This window comes from Thalassococcus halodurans (genome assembly GCF_900108225.1).
In the GTDB taxonomy this organism is placed as follows: domain Bacteria; phylum Pseudomonadota; class Alphaproteobacteria; order Rhodobacterales; family Rhodobacteraceae; genus Thalassococcus; species Thalassococcus halodurans.
Genome location: NZ_FNUZ01000009.1, coordinates 40,804 through 60,142 on the forward strand (window position 1 = coordinate 40,804; position 19,339 = coordinate 60,142).

The window sequence follows — 19,339 nt, forward strand, 5'->3', positions numbered from 1 at the left end:
CGGCTCCTAGTGATTTGTTTTACATTGCCGCTGAAGATCGACCGCTTGTCCGGTCTCTGCGGATTGCAAGATCGCGTGGCAAACCTCCAGGCTTGCCAGCCCCCATTCCCCTGTTTGGTCGGGGGCCTTGTTATGACGCACGGCATCCACCAGCGCATCCAGAACGGTTCTGCGTGGTGCCGGTCCGAATTTGGCTTCGATAAAGCCGCGTTCGGTGTCACCGAACACTTCTATCCCATCCGGGGTCAGTCGCAGATCGGCACGGTCACAAAGCGCGATCACCGGACCGAAATGTTCGTTATGTTCAGCCTCAATCGTCGTGCCGCTGCCGAATGTTCGTGTAGTTTTCAGCCGGACCTCGTCATCAGGGTTGAGATCCAGCAAAGCACGCCTTGCTCCACCGTAAGCCCCTTCTGATTTACGCTGTCCAAGCTCTCCGACATTGTTCATCCAGATATCACTGTCGAAATGCGCATAGCCCGAGTACGTCATGTTCGCGACACACCCCCCGGCAAAATTCATCAGTGCAGTGAATGCGCCCTCGGTCGGGCGCTTGGGATCCCATGCGCCCGTCATGGCATAAATTTTTTCGGCCATGCCGCCGGCAAGCCTGCGAACCACATCAATCTGGTGGATCGCCTGACTGAACAGCACGCCCCCACCCTCTTCGGTTCGCAGCTCTTCCGGGCGACGCGGACGATAGAGGAAGTCCGTATAGTTAAAGGCCTGGATCATGCGCAACTGACCGAACTTTCCGCTGGAAATAAGTTGCGTGGCCAATTCAACCGGCGGGTCGAAACTGTGACTCGGCCCAACTATCAAATGCACCCCAGCCTCCTTGGCTGCGGACACCATTACTTCGGCATCCTCCATCGAAACGGCCAACGGCTTTTCGACAAGGATATGTTTGCCCGCGCGCGCCGCAGCTAACACATGATCCACATGCATCTGGTGCGGCGTCGCAATGTAAATGGCCTCAACGTCAGGGTCTGCGCACAATTCCTCGACGGTGGCATACCCTGTGCCACCGTACTCTTTTTCGAATGCGTCGCGGCTTTCCTCCCTTGGGGCGGCGGCAGCCGTCAGCTTCACACGGGTGTCGGCATCAAACGAAGGCACCATGAGCATGAAAGCACGCCCAAGCCCCGCCACGCCAAGACGAACGGGATCAGAGGTCAAGAACCAGCCTCCCGGATTTGGCGCGCGAAACGCAAATCATGATCTGGCTGCCTTTTTCTTCTTCCATCAGCACCATATCACGATGATCTGCCTCGCCTTCCAGTAGGCGGGTTTTACAAGTACCGCACGTGCCACTTTCGCAAGAACTGCTTGTTGCGAAGCCAGCATCACGCAGTGCTTCGAGGATAGAACGATCCTCAGGAACAGTAACCGTTTGGCCGCTTTTCTTCAGCTCGACTTCGAAAGCAACGTCATCCTGACGAACCACATCAACAGGCTTGAAATCCTCGAAGTGGACACGGCCTTCGGGCCAGTGACCCGAGAAAGCTTTGATTTCTTCCATCAGCGGTTTGGGTCCGCAGCAGAAGACATGGGTCGCGCGCGGCGTCACCAGATCGTCCCAGAAATCATAGACAGCGTTCGGATCGCCGTCATCGTGGTGCACGATGATCCGGCCTTCGAAATCTTTCATCAGCTCATCAAGATAGGCCGATTCTTCCGCGCTCCGGCTTACGTAAATGATCCGAAGCATCTTACCTTTCTTATCCAGATAACGCGCCATCGAATAGATTGGCGTGATACCGATACCGCCGGCAATCAAGAGGTATTTCTGCACATCCGTCAGCGGGAAATCGTTTTCCGGGTGCTCGATATTCAACTCTGTCCCGACAACAGCTTGCTCATGCATGGAGGCAGACCCCCCGCGCGACTGCGGCTCTCGCTTGATGGCGACCACATATTCTTTTGGGTCGCTCCCATCATTTACCAGAGAGTATCGGCGCATAGCACCCGATGGTGTCTCGATCGTGATATGTGCACCTGGGTTGAACTCTGGCAGGGACTCGCCGCCAACCGGAGCCAAAGTGAATTCTGCAATAGTAGGTGTCAGATCGCGCCGTTTTTCGACGCGCATTTTGATCTGCTCCATGGGGTCCTCCCGTCCGTTCGCTTCCGAAATATAATTAGATAGCTAAGTTCAAGATGTCAACTGGACGCACCGCCCAGCCACGCGCTAATTGTGTCTAGAAATCACATATTTGGCCCTAAACGGTCTTCTCGTCCGCCAATATCCTTGGCCGACATGACAACCCCTGCTTCAGACAGGTCCGAAACGCCATGACATCCCGTAAAAATCATGGTCCTGCGCATCTCGTCTTCGAGAATCGAAAGCGCGCTGGAAACCCCCGCACGCCCCCGCGCCGCCAGGCCGTAAAGAGGTGCCCTGCCCAGCAGCACAGCGTCCGCCCCCAACGCAAGCGCCTTGACGATATCACTGCCGCGCCGAACACCACCATCAAGCAAAACTGTCATATGTTGGTCCAAGACGGACACAATCTCTGAAAGAATTTCAATCGTCGCCGGAGCTCCATCAAGCTGCCTGCCACCGTGGTTGGAAACAACCACCCCATCAGCGCCTTCGCGTTGTGCGGCCATTGCATCCTCAGCACACATGATCCCCTTAATCACAAGTGGCTCCTGCCACAGCTTCCGAAGACGCCTTACATCGTCCCAGGAAAAATTCGGGTTTCGTTGCGCCCGCGTAAATTCGGCAAGCGCCTTGTCGCTGACATCATCCCCCTAAAAGGCCGCCAGATTTTGCAGTCGCGGCCTATGTTGGCTCAGCCATACGGATTTGAACCATCTCGGATGCAACAATCCGTCCAATACGACAGAGGGGCTCATGCGGATTTCATGCGCGAAACCATGCCGCAAATCCCTCTCTCTTTTGCCACCCACCAACGAGTCGACAGTGATTACAAGAACACTGTAGCCCGCAGCCGACGCCCGTTCGATCAATGCATTGGAAAATGCTTCTTTGCCCCATGGGTACAGCTGAAACCAAAGTGGCCAATTATTTTTCTACGCGATTTCTTCCATAGTCGTGTTTGACGCTGTCGAAACCGTAAATGCGACCCCGGCCTGCTTTGCTGCGGCTGCAAGGTGCAAGTCCCCTTCTGGCCAATAAAGCCCGTTCAGGCCGGTTGGTCCGATTTGGAAAGGCGCCGCATACTTCTGACCGAACAGCGTGACAGAGAGATCGACATCCCCACCCTTGAGAATACGTGGCTTGAGTCGGATATCATCAAATGCGCTACGGTTCCTGTGCAGCGTGATTTCGCTCTCGGCACCACCATCCAGAAAATCAAATACCACACGGGGCAAACTCCGCCTGGCTCGGGTGCGAAAATCTTCGATGTTTACTTCTTGCCGCATCCGGCCTCCTGCCTCCTGCCAATTTCAACATGGCCACCAACCATGCTCAGGGCCAGAATCAAAATCCGCCCAAGGTCTATGCGGCCCCGGGCGGATCTGTTTGCAAACGTCGGACCGGTTATTCAGCTGCGGCTGTTTTGCCCGAAGTATTCAGCAAGGTGCGCCAATCCACATCTTTCGGATAAACGCCTTCATGAGAGTTGATCATGCTTTGCGGGATTTCATAATCGGTGCCGATTGCTTTGCCACCCTCTGCCACTTTCTTGGCGGCATCCGCCATCAAGCGACGGAACTCGACGATAGCCAGGTCCGAAGCACCAAGCACATCGGTATGGCGCTGAACGCGCGCGCCCATCGACACCCACATGGCGATATCTTGGTTCGGAATACCTTTGATCCCAGTGAAGTTACCTTCTTTCATGGCATCACGGTCTTGCAAGAAGTCGTTCTCGACAGTCCGCAGGCAGCGCCACTTGTCGTCAACATCCACTCCTGGAACAGCATGGGTAAACTTGCGCCATTCTTCGGTCGACGGCACATTCGGGCCATCCCAAGCGATGAAGTGGAACGCGGTCTCTTCATCATTGATCGGCACGATAACGGCCGCCACACGATAGTTGTTGTTCGGTGGGATCAACGAATAGTAGGGCGCAACAAATTCGGTCACACGGATATAGTTATGGGTCGCCGCGTTTTTGATCGGCGTACGGATTGCAGCATAGTGGAACCCGTAGCTGGTTGTCTCTGTCTGCATACGCGGAGACTTGTCCGTCGAGGGACGGTACCAGGATTTTTCATCGGCAGCAGCACCTTCCACGCGGGCCGGAACCATGTCCGACGAGTGCAGCGAGGACGAGTGGGCACTGTCGATCTGACCTTCGTGGATCTGCGCCCAGTTTGCGGGAATGCGGATTTTAAGGATAGCGATCGCCGAATCCTCGCGCGGGGCAAACGCCGGCGGCTGGAATTCAGGCATATCTTCTTTGTCACCCAGCCAGGCCCAAACGAAACCACCCCATTCTTTCACAGGATAAGAGCGATGCTTCACCTTATCCATAAGGGGGCTACCTTCGGGTTCGGAAGACATGGCAACGACATTGCCATCAACATCCATTTTCCACCCGTGATACAGACACCGCAGCCCGCATTCTTCGTTCCGGCCATAGACCAGCGATGCCTTGCGGTGCGGGCAAAGTTCATCAAGCAGGCCAAGACGCCCTTTGGTGTCGCGGAACGCTACATAGCTTTCCCCGAGCACCTCAACACGAAGCGGCTTGCCGTCGGGCTCTTCCACTTCTTCAATCAGGCATACAGGGGTCCAGTGCTGACGCATAAGACGTGCCATCGGTGCATCACCGGTCACGCGCGTCAGCAGTTCATTTTCTTCAGGTGTAAGCATTGAATCTCCTCCACAGGTCGCCGCATCAGAATTTGCGAAATTTTATTGGGAAACGCCATTATTCTTAGCTCTCTAAGTTTAGTCTGTCAATGGTCAGAGCGATATTCCCTTCACCTCACAAGTAAGAAAAACCCACGTAAATAAAACTACTTATGGGTTTGCGAGCAATTGGTATTATTCCGCGCATGATCGGGCCTTGTGTTCATACAGATCTGCTCTGCCGGTTCCTCTCTGGTTGTTCTATGGCCTCGGGATTCGTACACCCCGCTTGCGCAGCTCCCTGCATCGATCAGAATCACCGAAGTGTATTTTGATCAATAACCTCTTGGGCAAAAAAGCCCGCAGACAGTCATCCGAACAGACCGCGATTGGAACCAAAGACGCGGCCTGAAACTTTTCCGTCTCTCAGTCAAAACGGCAAGTAGCCGCCAAACCTGGCGGCCACTTTGGATTCGCATTCAGCACATTACACGTGGCTGACGTTACCCGCTTGCGGGGACTTCTTCCTTCAACAAGGCCTGTCGTCCAACCAGAGCGATGATAAGCAAGGTACACACAATTGAGACCGCGAAGTACGGGCTAACCGCGCCAATTGCAAAAATCGTCAGGAGACCTCGCTCCAACGAGCTGAGCTGGGTTTTGATAAAGCCTTCCATTGACGCCGAGACTGCAAGAGCACCAGCAACGGCACCAATAACAGCAAGCGTATTTGCCAACGGACCAAGCTCAAGAACGATGCCGGGGTTCCAGACAAAAGCGAACGGCAGAAGGAAGCCAACAATTGCAAGCCGCACAGCCGAGAATGCGATCTTGAATGGATCGTCATCAGCAATCGCAGACGCTGCGATTGCAGCCACAGCGATTGGCGGCGTCAGAGCAGACAGGATTGCATAGTAGAGCAGGAACATCTGGCTCGGCAGCAGAGGGAAACCCAGCTTGGAAAGAGCGGGGCCGACAAGCACAGCCGCCAGAATATACGCACTCGGAGTCGGCATACCCAAGCCCAGCACAATGGTCACCACAGCAGCAATCACTAGCGTCAACAGCGGCTGCGCATTACTGACCGTCAGGATCACGTTAGCCGATTTCATCCCCAATCCTGTCATAGACAGGCCACCAATAACCAGACCAGCAGCAGCACATGCCCCAGCGACAGGCAAAATTTGCAGGGTGGTTGTGCCAAGGCCTTCCACCATTGCCCACAACGACATCCGCGTTTGCTTGAGGATCATCGACGCAAGGATTGTCACCAGAACACCGACACCTGCGGTGAAGGTCGGCGAATAGCCAAGTATCAGCGCCACAATGATCCCGATAATGGGCAGCAAGAAAACCCAGCCGGTTCTGAACGTTTCCTTCGTCGTCGGGATTTCATCCTGAGAAGGCCGCAGATCGTATTTCACTGCGCGGAAGTGCACCTGGGTAAACACGCCCATATAGTACAGCAACGCAGGAATAAGCGCGGCAAGCACGATCGCATTGTACGAGATACCCGAATACTCTGCCATGATGAAGGCAGCCGAACCCATAATCGGCGGCATGGCACTGCCCCCCGTGGACGCCGCAACTTCAACCGCACCCGCAAACCGGGCCTTATAGCCCAAGCGCTTCATCACCGGGATCGTGATGGACCCCGTGGCCACAACATCCGAGGTTGGGCTACCAGACATGGTTCCATACAGACCCGACGAAATGATGGCGATCTTTGCAGGGCCGCCTCGTGCGCCCCCGGTGACCAGAGCCGCCAGGTTGAAAAAGAAGTCCCCTCCCCCAGCCTTGGCAAGGAAAGTCCCGAACATCACGAACAGGAAGACGTAACTTGCCACAACCTGAAGCGGGACACCGAACAACCCATCTGTGGTGAAGATCAGAATATCGAGCAGATAGCTGAACTCGCTGACGCGATGCCCGAACGGCGGCGGCAGAAGATAGCCAAAAAGGTTGTAAATCAGGAACAGCATCACAACGCCTGTCAGCCCCAAGCCAGTTGTCCGGCGCGTGGCTTCGATGGTCAGGAACAGCAGTGACGACCCAAAGAACAACTGATCCGTCGTGAACTGGTCCAGCAGGCTGATACGGTCCGAAATCTCGCCAGAGCTTACATAGAAGTAAATCCCGCAGGCCAAGCTGAGCGCAGACAACATCCAGTCATAAAATGGAATGCTATCTGGCGCTTTCGCGGTTGCACCAATCGCCAAGAAGAGAATCGTGAAAATCCCGGATACGAACAGGATCCCCTGAATGAGCGGGTCTGCGATAATGAACAGATTAGAGTGAATCACCCATGCCGCGAACGCCGCGGCCAGAACCATGACGACGGTCCGCATGGGTGGCTCTAGCTTCCGACGGCGTCCAGTTTCGGTAAGAGAAGGGAAATTCATGCTGGCACCATTTCCATGTTTGTGAGGTTTGGTCAGCTTTGAGTGCGCAAAATCATCCTACTGCCCGTGATCAGCACGGCCAGAGCACGACAGAGGCACTCTTGCAAACGAATCCGGTGCGCTTTGGTCAGCGCACCGGCATTGTTTTCCGAAGGCTTACTTGAGAAGCCCCAGCTCCATGTAGGCGCGCTTCGCGCCCGGGTGGAACGGCAGCGTTCTCTGCGAAACCAGCAACTCAGTTGAGAGCTGTTTCATTGCGTTATGAACGCCGCGGATTTCATCAATGTTCGAGGCAATGCTCTTGGCCAGCATGTAACCGGTTTCTTCGGGCAAGGCATCAGAGGTGATTACCATCGCGCCAAGTGCCAGCGTGATAACATCGGAAGTCTGGTTCTTATAGTTTCCGGCGGGAATGACGTAGGTCCCGGTGCCAAAACGCTCATTGGTCTTTTCGATGATATCCTGAGGCACGCTCAGCAGAACAACGTCGTTGCCTTCATCAACCTTGCGGAACGACGAGTGCCCAACGAAGATACCGTTGATCACCATATCCGTACGGCCATCGCTGATCAGGTCTGCCTGCTGGGACGAACCGCCACGCACCAGAACGCCGCCATTCGCTTCAATCGTTCCTTCGTCATAGCCTGCTTCTTCCAGCATGAAAGTGGCAATATTGGCCACGATGTTACCTGCGTTGTTGTTCGCCACACGGATTGCAGCGCCCGACTTCGCCAAGTCGTCGATGCTGTCGATGTTATACTCTTCGGCAAGAGACTTCTTGATGAAGAAATGCATCGGGGCCCAGTTGTACATGTACCCGATTGCCTGAAGGTTCTCGATGGGCGCCTTGAACGGCTCATCACCCGCTAGCGCCAGCTTGATTTCTGCATCATGGGCCAGACCCAGATCGGTCCGGTTTGCACCCAGCAGACCGATATTTGCGAAACCGCCACCAGTGGCCTGGTAGGTCACGACACCGCTTGCATCGTCAACCTTCACAGCCCGGTCGATCCCTGCGCCCAGCAGCGACCAAAGACCTGACGGACTCCCCCCGGACAACGTGACGTTGACGCTGTCCGCCATGACGCCGGTCCCGATAACGGAGATGCTCAGCGCCGCAACGGCAGCCTTGATTTGCTTTTTCATGGTTTCCTCCCTGTCATATTATCATAGATTTCTAAATTTAGATATCTATCTTATAGATCATTATTAAAAACCGAACTTTGCGTCAACCATGATCGAAACCGAGACACCGTCCAAAAATTTAGGTTAAGAACTGCGAATGGCTTGAACGCTCTCGCAGAGCATCCAAACCCCTACTCACATAAGGTTGCAGCACGCCCAAGGCCTAGCACAAGACTATTCCGAACTCTCTCAGAGCTTCCCCAAAACCATACATCTCAGCGGAAGTAGCCCAACGGAATCACCCGAGCCTAAAAGGCCCGGCTATCGCAGATGAAGCTAAAGAGACCTTCAGGATCCAAGGTTACTTCTGGTCGGTGGGACGCGGACACCGCTCAAAGCAGCTTTTTCCTCATCATCTTCGAGGTTTCGAATCATTACAGCAAGGGCCTTGCGCAATGTTTTCTCTTCGGCACCACTCAGGCCTCTGATGGCGGCGTTATTCACTTCGTGTGCCAAAGGCTCCAGGAGCTCCCGCAACTCCCAACCTTTTTCCGTGAGGAAAGCATGCTGACGACGACGGTTCCCAGCCACATTGCGGCGTTCAATATATCCAAGCTCTTCCATTCGGCTGAGTGCAGTATGCGCAGTAGGCTCTGTCAGATGTGCTCTTTCGCTTAACTCTCGTTGCGACAAACCATCTTCCTGCCAAAGGATTCGAAGGAATATCCACTGCCCGAAAGTCACATTTTGCGTCTGTAACCGCAGCTGCAACGCACGGTTAAACCCTCTTGCCGCAAGACGTACCAAGCGAGCAATGCGCTCGTTATATTGGGTCAAACCGTCGTCTTTCAACGCGGAATCAGATTTTTCGTTCATGTATGCTCAGACCACAAACATCTATTGCCCAAAATCAGTTCTGGGCTTCTACAGGTCCGAGACTATCCCTGTCATCTTACGAAGATGCAAGCCTCAACAATGTCACTACTTTTACAGCTAGTGACATGCGGTGCGCGCAAACCGACGTAAATCTTGCAGCAAACCCTGCTTACAACTTTTCGATTTTTTCTCTCCATATTTTTCGATTTGGGGGTTTCTGCGCGCTTGATGCGTGTTGCGTTTTCGACGAAGATGTCGGGCAAGACGGTGTAGAGCTCAATGGTGTGTCCCGGGATATGCGGGGGGAGGATCACCCGGTCGAAGCCGCGCAGCGGGCGGGCAGCGGTTCGGTTTCCGTCACGCCTAGCCTAGCACCGGCTAGGTGTCCTGCTGTCATCACCCGCACCCGCGCATCCTCATCAATGAAACCCCGCGCGAGGTGTTGATTAACACCGCATCCGGCTTCATCATGCGCAGTTCGGCCTCGCAGATCATTCCTCGTGTCAGCGCGTTCAACGGCACATGGAGGCTCACCAACATCACACATGGCCAGAAGCTCAGCGCGTTTCACCAGCCCCACGCCCGTAGGTGCGGTGTCCGGTATCAGGAACGGATCGTGCACCAGTATCTGTGCCGGATCTGTGCCGGCTCGAACGCCAACTGTCGCTCGATCACCCGGTCCTATCCGCCCCGAATCGATCAATCCGATCGCCCGGCCTCGCACCATCCGCGCAAATATCTGTTGCGGTCGGCCCGCATTCTCGCGCAGCAGGCGCTCGGATTCATGCAGCCGGTACAGCAGCACCAGCATCAGCATCCCTATCGCTTCGGGCATCCCCAAAAAGTTCTCGGGCGTTACACCATTCGTCACGATCAGACCGCGCGCGGCACAGGCCTCCCAGATCTCCCGCACCCACCCCGATCGTTGGAAGTACTAGCGCCCGCAGCCGTGGCGAGGCGTCCAGATCCGCGTCGCTCAGCCCCGACCGCGAACTGACCACGATGATAGCAACGTCCGACAGCAGCGCCTGCCGCTGTTCCTCCGTCAGCCGCAGCGGAACACCTAGGGTGATCTGGGGGCCGCGAACGACCTCCCAGCCTTCGGTCCGCAGACGATCCGAACCCTCGAAGTCCAGTGGGTGACGGAAGTGCCACGCCTCGCCCGCCCAGCCCAACGGCAAACACACAAAGCTGGCACAGACACCTTCCAGACCTTCGCCAAGCGCCCCGGCCTGCGTCATGATATCAAGCTCAACCTCTGCATCGGGGGCGTTCAGCGCAGGTTTGATCGGTAAATCACCGGGCATCTCGCCCGCCCCTACACCCAGAGCATCGGCAATCGCATGCATCGCAACATCCGGACCGCAGGCAGCGCTTGATGCTCCATCCCCCAGCCATTGTGCAGCTGATAATCCAGCGACGCCTGGATCACCTGCGCCTTCACATCGCCCGCCAGTTTCAGCGTGCCCGCGACATCCAGCCAGTCCAGGCTCAGGATCACATCCGCCTCGCGCAGCACCGCGCCCGCCGCATCGTCAATGAAGAAGGCCGGTTTGCCGCGATGCTGCGGGTGATCCGTCGGGAAGGACGCCCCGTTCCGGATATCCGTCAGAACCTTCGCCCCAGCGCCTTGGCGTTCTTCGGCAGATCTGCCGCCCGCGCCACTCCTTCGGCCGAGGGTGCCGCCGGAGGCGACGGCTGGTAACGCGCAAAATCTGGCAACTCCGGTGCCTTCTCGTGCTGCTTTTCCTGGATCGACACGTCGAAGTTCACATAGGTCGGGCCTTTCGGTTCGCTCCACGCGATTACATCCGCACGCAACATCGATTCCAGCGCCGCATCAACCGGCCCCGTCGCCCCATAAATCAGAACCGGCACACGGTCGCAGCACACGTTGAAGATCGCCATCGTACCATGCATCAGACCCACGTTGCTGTGCAGGATCACCGCCAATGGCTCCCCCGCCACCTTCGCATAGCCATGCGCAATCGCAACCGCATGCTCTTCGTGCAGACACAACAGCATCTGCGGATCTTCATTGCCAAGGTGGTTCACAAGGCTGTCGTGCAAACCCCGAAAGCTCGACCCCGGGTTCAGTGCAACATACTTCACTCACCCCCAAACCTCGCAATATATCCGCAAATACATCGCTACCCCACACCCCCAAACTATCCGACGATACTGGGCGCTCAACCTGATACAGCCTGTGGTCTGTCATGTGTCTTGACCTTTCCTTATGAAGTGTTGATGCAACAGCGCCCCATTTTGAAAGGCGTACGCAATAGGTATCCATTGCCCGCCGAAAGGGCGGGCATTTTGCATTTCAGACGGTCTGGAGCGGCTCAGAGGATCAGAAATCCAAACCGAAATCGACGGTTCCCGCCGAATGGGTCAAAGCACCGGAGGAAATATAATCCACATTTGCCGATGCGATTTCGCGCAAACGGCCAAGGGTCACATTCCCGCTGGCTTCGGTCTTCGCCCGCCCGTCAATGCGCTTTACAGCTTCGGCCATGTCTTCGGTCGACATATTGTCGAACATGATGACATCTGCGCCCCCGGTCTGAAGCACCTCGTCCAACTGATGCAAACCGTCGATCTCGATCTCTACCACGACCATGTGACCCACATTTCGTTGAACGGCTTCCAGCACCTGTTTGATGCCACCAGCCGCTGCGATATGGTTGTCCTTGATCAGGATCGCATCGGACAGGGAAAACCGATGATTGTGGCCGCCGCCATGCAAAATGGCGAGCTTTTCGACAAGTTTCAGCCCCGGTGTGGTTTTGCGTGTACAGGTGATACGTGTCTTGGTACCCGCAAGCTCCTGAACATAGGACGCTGTCAAGGTTGCCGTCCCAGACAACCGTCCGGCAAAGTTCAGGGCAACACGCTCTGCGGCAAGGATCGACGCCGCCGATCCCTCTATACGCATCAACGTATCGCCCGCTTTGCAGGCCGTACCATCCGCCACGACAGTCTCGACCACAAGATTGGGATCAATCAGCCGAAACGCGAGAGAGGCCACCTGCATCCCAGAAACAACCGCGTCCTGCCGTGCACGCATTTGCGCCTTGTAGCGCGTGCCTTCAGGCAGAACGGAACGGGTTGTCACGTCGCCTGCGGCACCCAGGTCCTCCATAATAGCGTTCCGAACCATGGGTTCGAGGATGATATCGGGGACGTTCGCAACATTGCTCATTATTTTTTAGATCCTTATCGGTTTGCAAAAGGGGCAGGAAGGGATGGCCTCATCCCGGCCAAAGCAATCAATACAGAAAAAGCTTTTGGATCCCAGACCCCGTTCGCACATTACCTACGCACCGGGTCACTGACCCGACAGATTGATATGCACATTCTTTTCATGGGTGAAGGAAATCAGTTCGCCAATACCTACTTCGCGCCCGATACCCGATTGCTTGACCCCACCGAACGGGGCACCAAGGAAATGCCGACCGACTTCGTTAACCCAAACAAACCCGGCCTCGACGCGTGCAGCCGTACGATGAGCCATCACCAGATCCCGAGTCCAAATTGCACAGGGCAGCCCAAGCTCAAGTGCATTGACCTCGTTCAGCATGGAATCTTCGTCCGACCATTTGCGAACCGCAAGAACTGGCCCGAAAATCTCTTCACGGGCGATACGCATCTGCGGCGTTACATCCGCAAAAATCGTCGGCGCGATAAAGCTGCCTTTCGCCAGCGGACTATCCGTGACCGCATAACCGCCAGTAACGGCGCGCGCACCCTCACTTTTGGCAGAGTCAATGAAACCCATGACCCGGTCGAACTGCGCACGGCTGACAATCGTGCCTATCGTGGTTTCAGGATCCGTCGGAACGCCCGGCTTATATCTTTCAACAGACTCGGCCAGATAGGAAATGACTTCGTCGTGGATATCCTCGTACAGGAATGCGCGACTTATCGAGCCACAGGACTGGCCGCACCAGCCAAAGTTCATTCTAGCGACAATCGCGTCCGCAATCTTTTTCGGATCACTGTCGGGATAGGCAATCAGCGCGTTCTTGCCACCCAGTTCCAGCAGTACAGGTTTGCCCGTAGCGCTGGCGCTTCGCATCACAGCCCGGCCAGCCGACACAGAGCCAATAAGCGTGACCTTTGCAGCGCCAAGGTGCTCGGCCAGGCCAGCACCTGCCTCTAGATCACCCGGCAACACGTTGAATGTGCCTTTGGGCATCAGGCCATAAACAATCTCTGCCAGGCGCTATGCAGACAAAGGCGCCTGTACCTGCGGCTTGATGATGACAGCGTTCCCTGCCGCCAAAGGCGCCGCCACTTTACCGCCACAAAACATGAACGGATGATTGAACGCCAGGATACGTGCCACAACACTAAGCGGCTGGCGCAGGGTCATATTCACCCGATCCGGCCCCAAAGGGATCGTGTCGCCCTTCATTTCAGTCACAAGACCGGCGAAAAACTCCATCTGGGCCGCCGCGATGGCCGCGTCGCCGCGCACCTCGGTATATGGGTTGCCGCAATTGGCCGCGTCCATCATCGCAAGCTCATCTCCGCGCTTGTGCAAGAGAGCCGCGATTTCCTGCAGAATACTGGCACGCTCAAGAGGAGCAACATCACGCCATTCCTTCAAACACGCAGGCGCTACGTCCACCTCGGCCCGGGTCGCCGCAGCCACTAATCCGATCAGCTGACCTGTGCCCGGGTTAAAAGTCTCCTCGTAATTTCCTGCGCTTGGCGGAACCCATGCGCCCCCACAATACAGCTGCTCCTTACCAGAGAGAGCATGGTTTGCATCCATATTCACCATGCGCATATGACGTTTCCTCCCGCGATTGCCCTTGATTACTTAGATTACTAATATATTCAACCAATGAACCCCATCGCCTGCCAAGTGAAATCGTTGCGCGTATGAAAGGTTTTCGCCGGGCGGCACGCAGGTTAGCTGCCCTGTCAGGCACCCCCCACCGGGTGCCGCTGATCGCTAGCGCATCGGCTGGGGTGACTAATGCCTTCCAAGCTACCAACATTCAAGTGAAATATTGGACCCTCCACTAGCAAGCAAATTACCGCCATACGCTCACTATCTGCTATATTAGATCACTAATTATTCGCGTAAATACTCTCTTGGATTGAATTATTTTCTGGGCATTCAATTGATTAAGAAAAAGACAGCCTGGCCCTTTCAGGAAGGGTTTATCATCAACGGAACGGCGGAAACCCATGTGTTTACCGACTACCGCTGGAATGATGGAAGCGTGAGCCGCCGCCAGTTTGTGGATCCAAACAGTTACGACCACACGCGTATCACAGTACGGCCGATTTCACTAAAGCTGCCAAGCAGCCAGGATCAGTAGGAGAACCACTCCGAGTGACCCACCGTGCCCTCGTAGTCTCCGTATTCGACCATGATGCTGCGCAAATAGAAGTACGAGGAACTTCCGCCGCTCGGAAAGGCAATCTCCTGCCCGCTTTCCGAGATGAATGTCACGGGCCAGGGCGTGTGGGATCGGTAGACCCGCTGGATGTACCGGCAGGTGCGGTTCTCTCGGTCGCAGGAACGAAGCGACCAGTCCCAATACCGATCACCTCCCCTTTCTCTATAGGCTTGACCGGTGAACCAGATCACATGGGTCCGGTTCAGCCATTCGTATTCAGGCAAGTTGGTGTCGAGCTCGCCCTCGCCGCCGGGTCCGCCCAGTTCGGCCGGCACATGGGCAAAGGTGCAGACCCCGAAGGGCGGCAGGCTCGGCCAGGGTGTGATGCGGCGGATCATGGTGCGATAGGCGCGCGCGCAGACCGCGCTCGGGGGGAAGCCTCCCGCCATGCAGAGCATGATGGCGCAGTCGACGTCATAGGCCCGCGCTTTCTCCGGGGCTCCGAACACCGCCATCACTCCCATTGCAGCTGCCATCATCTGTCGCTTCATGTCGCTCTCCCGCAAAAGTTGCGCAGACTATCGCGCAATATGTGTTTATCTGCAATATGTCGTATTGACTCCATATGACTTTATGGCCTTAGTGTCGTGAAGTAGAAGGGCTCTCGTGGGGAGAGTCCGAACATGCCGATAGCGCGCAACCAGATCCTGATCACCATCGATGGTGTCAAAGACCTGTCCGAGAAGGGCATAGCGTTCCGCTGCCGGTATGAACTCGTGGGGTTCACGGACGATGGCAAGCCGCGCTACCAGTGCATCTACCTGCGCGAGGGCGAGCCGGAAGCCATTCTGGTCTCGACCCGGATCACCCCGCACGGGCCAGAGCCGCGGTATTTCAACATATGGCCGGGACTCTTCAAACATCATCTCGAGTTCGGTGACGGGCGCGATCTGCGCTTTGGTCCTGACTACAGCATTACCCTCGAGGAGCGCGGCTGACGTCATCGCCTTCGGCCGCGACGGGACAGCCCGGACCTCGGGCTGGACCTTTCATGGCGAACGACCTGCCTGGGCGGGGCTGGGTGATAGCGCTGAGGCCGGGGTGGTTCTTGCCTCGCTGGATGCCACACCGCCGTCCGGACGCGACGACATCCTCTCCCTGATCCGCACGACTGCTGACCGGTACCAGGGGAACCGCGCCCTGCGGCAAGTCGGCCTCGATGAGGACGACTGGCTGGTCCTTTTCCAAGCCCTGGTCGAGGCCGAAAGCAGCTACAATCCGACTGCCGTGAGCCCCAAGGGTGCCTATGGTCTTGGCCAGCTGATGCCGGATACTGCCCGTGCGCTCGGCGTCGATCCGCGCGATCCCTCACAGAACCTCGACGGCGCCGCACGCTATCTGCTCGCGCAGCTGGCCACATTCAAGGACATCAACCTGGCGCTCGCAGCCTATAATGCCGGGCCGCACCGCGTGGTCGAGTATTCCGGCACCCCGCCTTTCACCGAGACTCGCGACTACATCGCGCGCATCCATCGGATCCGGTCCCGGCTGGCGGGTGCGCCTTTTTCCGCGCCGGATATCCGTGTCGCGACCCGCGTGCCTGCCCGCGCGCCGGTCCTTATCGAACTTCAGTAAAACAAGGGAACTTCGCATGCTTCGACATCGCCTCAGCCGCCTCTTGCCTGCCGCCACAACCCTGGCGGCTTTCGCAACGCCCGTCCTCGCGCAAGACTTGTCACCGATCCAGACCATGCTGGAAACCGTCGAGGCCGCGCTGACCGGTCCCATCGGGATCGCGGTCGCCACGCTCGCGGTCATCGGCACCGGTTTCATGTGCATGATGGGACGGCTGAACTGGGGCTGGTTCGCCTCGGTCATCATCGGGATCGTGCTGATCTTCTCGGCCGGCACCATCGTCGACGGCTTCTCGTGACATTCCGGCAAAATAGCGTCCTACGAGCGACCCGAACGCGTTGTGCTACGCAAACGCTGCCTCGGGCCCCTCTCCGGACACACATTTCCTTCTAAGCCGGAATATCACCCAATGGCAGAACGATCTCCCCTCTTTCTGGGCCTCGCCCGTCCGCCCAAGTATCTGGGTCTCCCTGTCGGATACCTCGTGGTTCTGGCGACCGGGGTCGTTCTGCCGTTCATCTGGACGAAGTCGATGGTGTTCTTCCTGATCGGGATTGTCGCCTATCCGATCCTCTGGTTCGTCGCCGACCGCGAGCCGCATTTCTTCGAGGTCCTGCGCGTCTCCTACGGCTCTGTGCGCGCGACGAAGAACCGGGCCCTGCATGGAGGCGACAGCTTTGGCGCGTGATGCGGGCACCCTTTCTTCCTTCGGGACCGCCTTGCATCACGCCGGCGGCGGCGAGTTCGCGCGGGAGAGCTATCTGGCCGAGCACCTGCCGTATTTCGCGCTCACGGATGACGATGTCATGGTGCTGCGAGAAGGCGATCTCCTCGCAACCATGCGCCTCGATGGTCTCAATCCGATGACCACTGAGGACGCCCGGCTCGACGCGCTCAAGCGCGCGGTTGCCGCCATCGTCGCCCAGACCGGCAATGCCTTCGGTTTCTACATACACCGGATCTCCGTGCCGCAAAATCTCGGGATGCGCCCCATCGAGGGCGACAGCTTCGCCGCCGCGATCGATGCGCGGTGGCAGTCCCATGTGAAAAACCTGCGCCCCGCCAAGCGCCAGCTTTATCTCAGCGTCATCCGGCGGCCCGACATCTCGGCGCGCATTCCGCTCCTTCGGGCACTGGCCCGCAAGGCCTGGGTCAAGGACCGCGCGACACGGATGCAGGAGTTGAACGAGGTCATGGGCTTCTTCGAGGTGGCGCTTGCGTCGGCCAATCCGGTCAGACTCACGAAAGCTGGCGGCGAATGGCTGGGCTATCTCAATACGCTGAACGCCGGCAGCTTCTCCCCCATCGCCTTCGGGCAAAGTGCCTTGCCCCTCTCGCACACCCTGAGCAATTGCCGCGCGACCTTTGATGGCGACGTGGCCACCCTGACCGATGCAGTGACTGGGCGGGTCAAATACGGCGCGCTCTTCTCAATGAAGACCTATCCCGCACTGACCGACGTCACGCTGCTCGACGCGCTCGACCTGCCCCTCGACATCGTGCTCACGAACTCCTTCAGCCCGATCCCGAACAACATCATGGCCGAACGCATCCAGCGGATCATTCGTCAGATGCACGCCTCAGACGATGCCGCCGTGTCCCTGCGCGAACAGCTGGGACAAGCCGCCGATGATCAGGAGGCAGGACGCATCGCCTTTGGCGACCACCACCTGTCGATCGCCGTCTACGCCCCGGGCCGCGACACGCTCGAACGGGCCGCCGCCCAGATCAAGCGCGTGGGCCAGGAAATCATGTCGGTGATCGTGCGGGAGAACATGGCGCTGAAAGCCACCTACTTCGCGCAATCCCCCGGCAATTTCGGCTACCGCGCCCGCAAGACGCCGATCTCCTCGATCAACTTCGCCGACTTCGCGGCGCTTCACGGCAGCGTCGAGGGACGTGGCCCGGACCAATCCCCCTGGGGCCAAACCATCTCGGTCCTGCCCACGGTCGGCACCTCTGGCTATCGCTTCAATTTCCATGAGGCGGGCAGCCCGGACAAGGAGCCGACCGTTGGCCATACGCTTGTGCTCGGGCGCACCGGCACCGGCAAGACGCTCACCACCGCCTTCCTCGCGGCCCAAGCGCAGCGGGTTGGCGCGCGGCTCTTTTTCTTCGACAAGGATCACGGCCTCGAAATGGCGGTGCGCGCGCTTGGTGGCCGCTATAATGAAATCCGCGCGGGCGTGCCGACGGGGTTGAACCCGCTTGCCACGGAGACGGACGAGCGCGGCCGCGCCTGGCTCTCGGACTGGCTCGCGACCCTTCTCACGCGGAATGGCACGCTCTCGGGCGAGCAATCCCGCCACATCCAGAGCGCGGTCGGCCAGAACGCCGATGCGGGCGCGGCGTTGCAGCGCTTTGTCAGTTTCGAGACGCTGTTTCAGTCGCTCGATGATGATGGCGAGCTGCAGTCCCGCGTTGCCGAATGGGCGCCGGGTGGACGTTACGGATGGGTTTTCGACGAACCCGAGCGGGGCGCGGGCCTCAATCTCGCGGGTAACATCGTCGGGTTTGACATGACCGAAATCCTCGACATGACGACCGAGCGCATGGCGGTGCTCTCCTACATCTTCCGCCAAATCGAACGCGTGGTCGAGGATCGCCGCCCCACCATCATCGTGCTCGACGAAGCCTGGAAGCTCTTGGACGATCCGTATTTCGGGGCGCGGCTCGAAAACTGGCTGGTGACGCTTCGGAAGATGAACTGCGTCGTGATCATGATGACGCAGTATCCGAGCCAGTTGCGCGACAGCCGCGTCGGCAAGACCATCGTCGAGACGGTGCCGACGCAGATCCTCTTCCCGAACGATCGTGCTGCTGTCTCCGATTACGATTTCCTGCGCGTGAACGCCAAGGAGGCCGCGCTCCTCGTCCAGCCCACCGTCGGCCAGCGCATCGCCCTTGTCCGCTCGGCGGGCGACAGCGTCTTCGTCGACGCCGACCTCTCCGCCTTGGGCAACCTCCTTCCCATCCTTGGCGGCGGCGCCACCGGAGAGGCCCGCGTGCCCGCCGATTGGCGCGCCAATCCCGATTTCTGGAGACATGTGATATGAATTCGAAACCCCTCCTCGTGCTTTGCGCCGTCGCAGGCCTTCTTTCCGCTTGCGAGAAATACACCGAGAAAACCTCGCCCTGCTTCGGACGCAATGGCGAGCCGCAAGTAACGCGCT

At 57.5% G+C, this 19,339-nt stretch carries 17 protein-coding genes and 2 pseudogenes; 5 read left to right on the forward strand and 14 right to left on the reverse strand.

Going from position 1 to position 19,339, the window contains the following annotated elements:
* Window positions 1–6: 6 nt before the first annotated feature.
* The 14 genes and pseudogenes from C4S59_RS18720 to C4S59_RS18775 form a co-directional block, all read right to left on the reverse strand.
* On the reverse strand, window positions 7–1,179 hold the full coding sequence (locus C4S59_RS18720; protein WP_027246168.1) for a Gfo/Idh/MocA family protein: 1,173 nt from the start codon (window positions 1,177–1,179) through the stop codon (window positions 7–9).
* Complete coding sequence (locus C4S59_RS18725) at window positions 1,169–2,107, reverse strand: PDR/VanB family oxidoreductase (RefSeq protein ID WP_027246169.1); 939 nt, start codon at window positions 2,105–2,107, stop codon at window positions 1,169–1,171. The genes C4S59_RS18720 and C4S59_RS18725 overlap by 11 nt, the downstream gene beginning before the upstream one ends.
* A 101-nt stretch (window positions 2,108–2,208) precedes the next feature.
* Window positions 2,209–3,393 (reverse strand): annotated as a pseudogene (locus tag C4S59_RS18730) (alpha-hydroxy acid oxidase).
* Between the two features lie 118 nt (window positions 3,394–3,511).
* A complete protein-coding gene (locus C4S59_RS18735) occupies window positions 3,512–4,792 on the reverse strand; it encodes a Rieske 2Fe-2S domain-containing protein (protein WP_008335543.1) in 1,281 nt (426 codons plus the stop codon).
* Between the two features lie 482 nt (window positions 4,793–5,274).
* On the reverse strand, window positions 5,275–7,119 hold the full coding sequence (locus C4S59_RS18740; RefSeq protein WP_008335545.1) for a TRAP transporter permease: 1,845 nt from the start codon (window positions 7,117–7,119) through the stop codon (window positions 5,275–5,277).
* A 210-nt stretch (window positions 7,120–7,329) separates the two neighbouring features.
* Window positions 7,330–8,319 carry a TAXI family TRAP transporter solute-binding subunit gene (locus tag C4S59_RS18745; RefSeq protein WP_008335546.1) on the reverse strand — a complete coding sequence of 330 codons (990 nt, stop codon included), beginning with the start codon at window positions 8,317–8,319 and terminating at the stop codon, window positions 7,330–7,332.
* A 327-nt stretch (window positions 8,320–8,646) separates the two neighbouring features.
* Window positions 8,647–9,174 (reverse strand): MarR family winged helix-turn-helix transcriptional regulator, encoded by a 528-nt coding sequence (locus C4S59_RS18750; protein ID WP_232237206.1) that lies wholly within the window; start codon window positions 9,172–9,174, stop codon window positions 8,647–8,649.
* Between the two features lie 310 nt (window positions 9,175–9,484).
* Window positions 9,485–9,985: an NAD(P)-dependent oxidoreductase gene (locus C4S59_RS19845; RefSeq protein ID WP_232237205.1), complete on the reverse strand. Its 501-nt coding sequence runs from the start codon at window positions 9,983–9,985 to the stop codon at window positions 9,485–9,487.
* The gene (locus C4S59_RS19850; protein WP_234994837.1) at window positions 9,957–10,523 is read right to left on the reverse strand and encodes a hypothetical protein; all 567 of its coding nucleotides are present in this window, start codon (window positions 10,521–10,523) and stop codon (window positions 9,957–9,959) included. The genes C4S59_RS19845 and C4S59_RS19850 overlap by 29 nt, the downstream gene beginning before the upstream one ends.
* On the reverse strand, window positions 10,493–10,675 hold the full coding sequence (locus C4S59_RS19740; RefSeq protein WP_200813254.1) for a hypothetical protein: 183 nt from the start codon (window positions 10,673–10,675) through the stop codon (window positions 10,493–10,495). Before C4S59_RS19740 ends, C4S59_RS19850 begins: the two co-directional genes overlap by 31 nt.
* A 107-nt stretch (window positions 10,676–10,782) precedes the next feature.
* Window positions 10,783–11,286 (reverse strand): thiamine pyrophosphate-binding protein, encoded by a 504-nt coding sequence (locus C4S59_RS19745; protein ID WP_170848853.1) that lies wholly within the window; start codon window positions 11,284–11,286, stop codon window positions 10,783–10,785.
* A 238-nt stretch (window positions 11,287–11,524) separates the two neighbouring features.
* A complete protein-coding gene (gene nadC / locus C4S59_RS18760; protein WP_008335572.1) occupies window positions 11,525–12,376 on the reverse strand; it encodes a carboxylating nicotinate-nucleotide diphosphorylase in 852 nt (283 codons plus the stop codon).
* A 126-nt stretch (window positions 12,377–12,502) separates the two neighbouring features.
* Window positions 12,503–13,969, reverse strand: a pseudogene (locus tag C4S59_RS18765) (aldehyde dehydrogenase family protein).
* A gap of 534 nt (window positions 13,970–14,503) precedes the next feature.
* Window positions 14,504–15,082: a hypothetical protein gene (locus C4S59_RS18775; RefSeq protein WP_040885919.1), complete on the reverse strand. Its 579-nt coding sequence runs from the start codon at window positions 15,080–15,082 to the stop codon at window positions 14,504–14,506.
* A gap of 132 nt (window positions 15,083–15,214) precedes the next feature.
* Here C4S59_RS18775 and C4S59_RS18780 point away from each other — a divergent pair, with 132 nt between their 5' ends.
* From C4S59_RS18780 to C4S59_RS18800, 5 genes are all read left to right on the forward strand, one after another.
* On the forward strand, window positions 15,215–15,529 hold the full coding sequence (locus C4S59_RS18780) for a hypothetical protein (RefSeq protein WP_008335576.1): 315 nt from the start codon (window positions 15,215–15,217) through the stop codon (window positions 15,527–15,529).
* A 103-nt stretch (window positions 15,530–15,632) separates the two neighbouring features.
* Window positions 15,633–16,166, forward strand: a complete 534-nt coding sequence (locus C4S59_RS18785; RefSeq protein WP_008335578.1) for a lytic transglycosylase domain-containing protein — start codon at window positions 15,633–15,635, stop codon at window positions 16,164–16,166.
* 16 nt (window positions 16,167–16,182) lie between these two features.
* Window positions 16,183–16,464 (forward strand): TrbC/VirB2 family protein, encoded by a 282-nt coding sequence (locus C4S59_RS18790; protein WP_036761582.1) that lies wholly within the window; start codon window positions 16,183–16,185, stop codon window positions 16,462–16,464.
* Window positions 16,465–16,575: 111 nt separating this feature from the next.
* Window positions 16,576–16,854: a type IV secretion system protein VirB3 gene (locus C4S59_RS18795; protein ID WP_008335580.1), complete on the forward strand. Its 279-nt coding sequence runs from the start codon at window positions 16,576–16,578 to the stop codon at window positions 16,852–16,854.
* Window positions 16,829–19,222 (forward strand): VirB4 family type IV secretion/conjugal transfer ATPase, encoded by a 2,394-nt coding sequence (locus C4S59_RS18800; protein WP_200813255.1) that lies wholly within the window; start codon window positions 16,829–16,831, stop codon window positions 19,220–19,222. The genes C4S59_RS18795 and C4S59_RS18800 overlap by 26 nt, the downstream gene beginning before the upstream one ends.
* The last annotated feature ends 117 nt before the right edge of the window (window positions 19,223–19,339 follow it).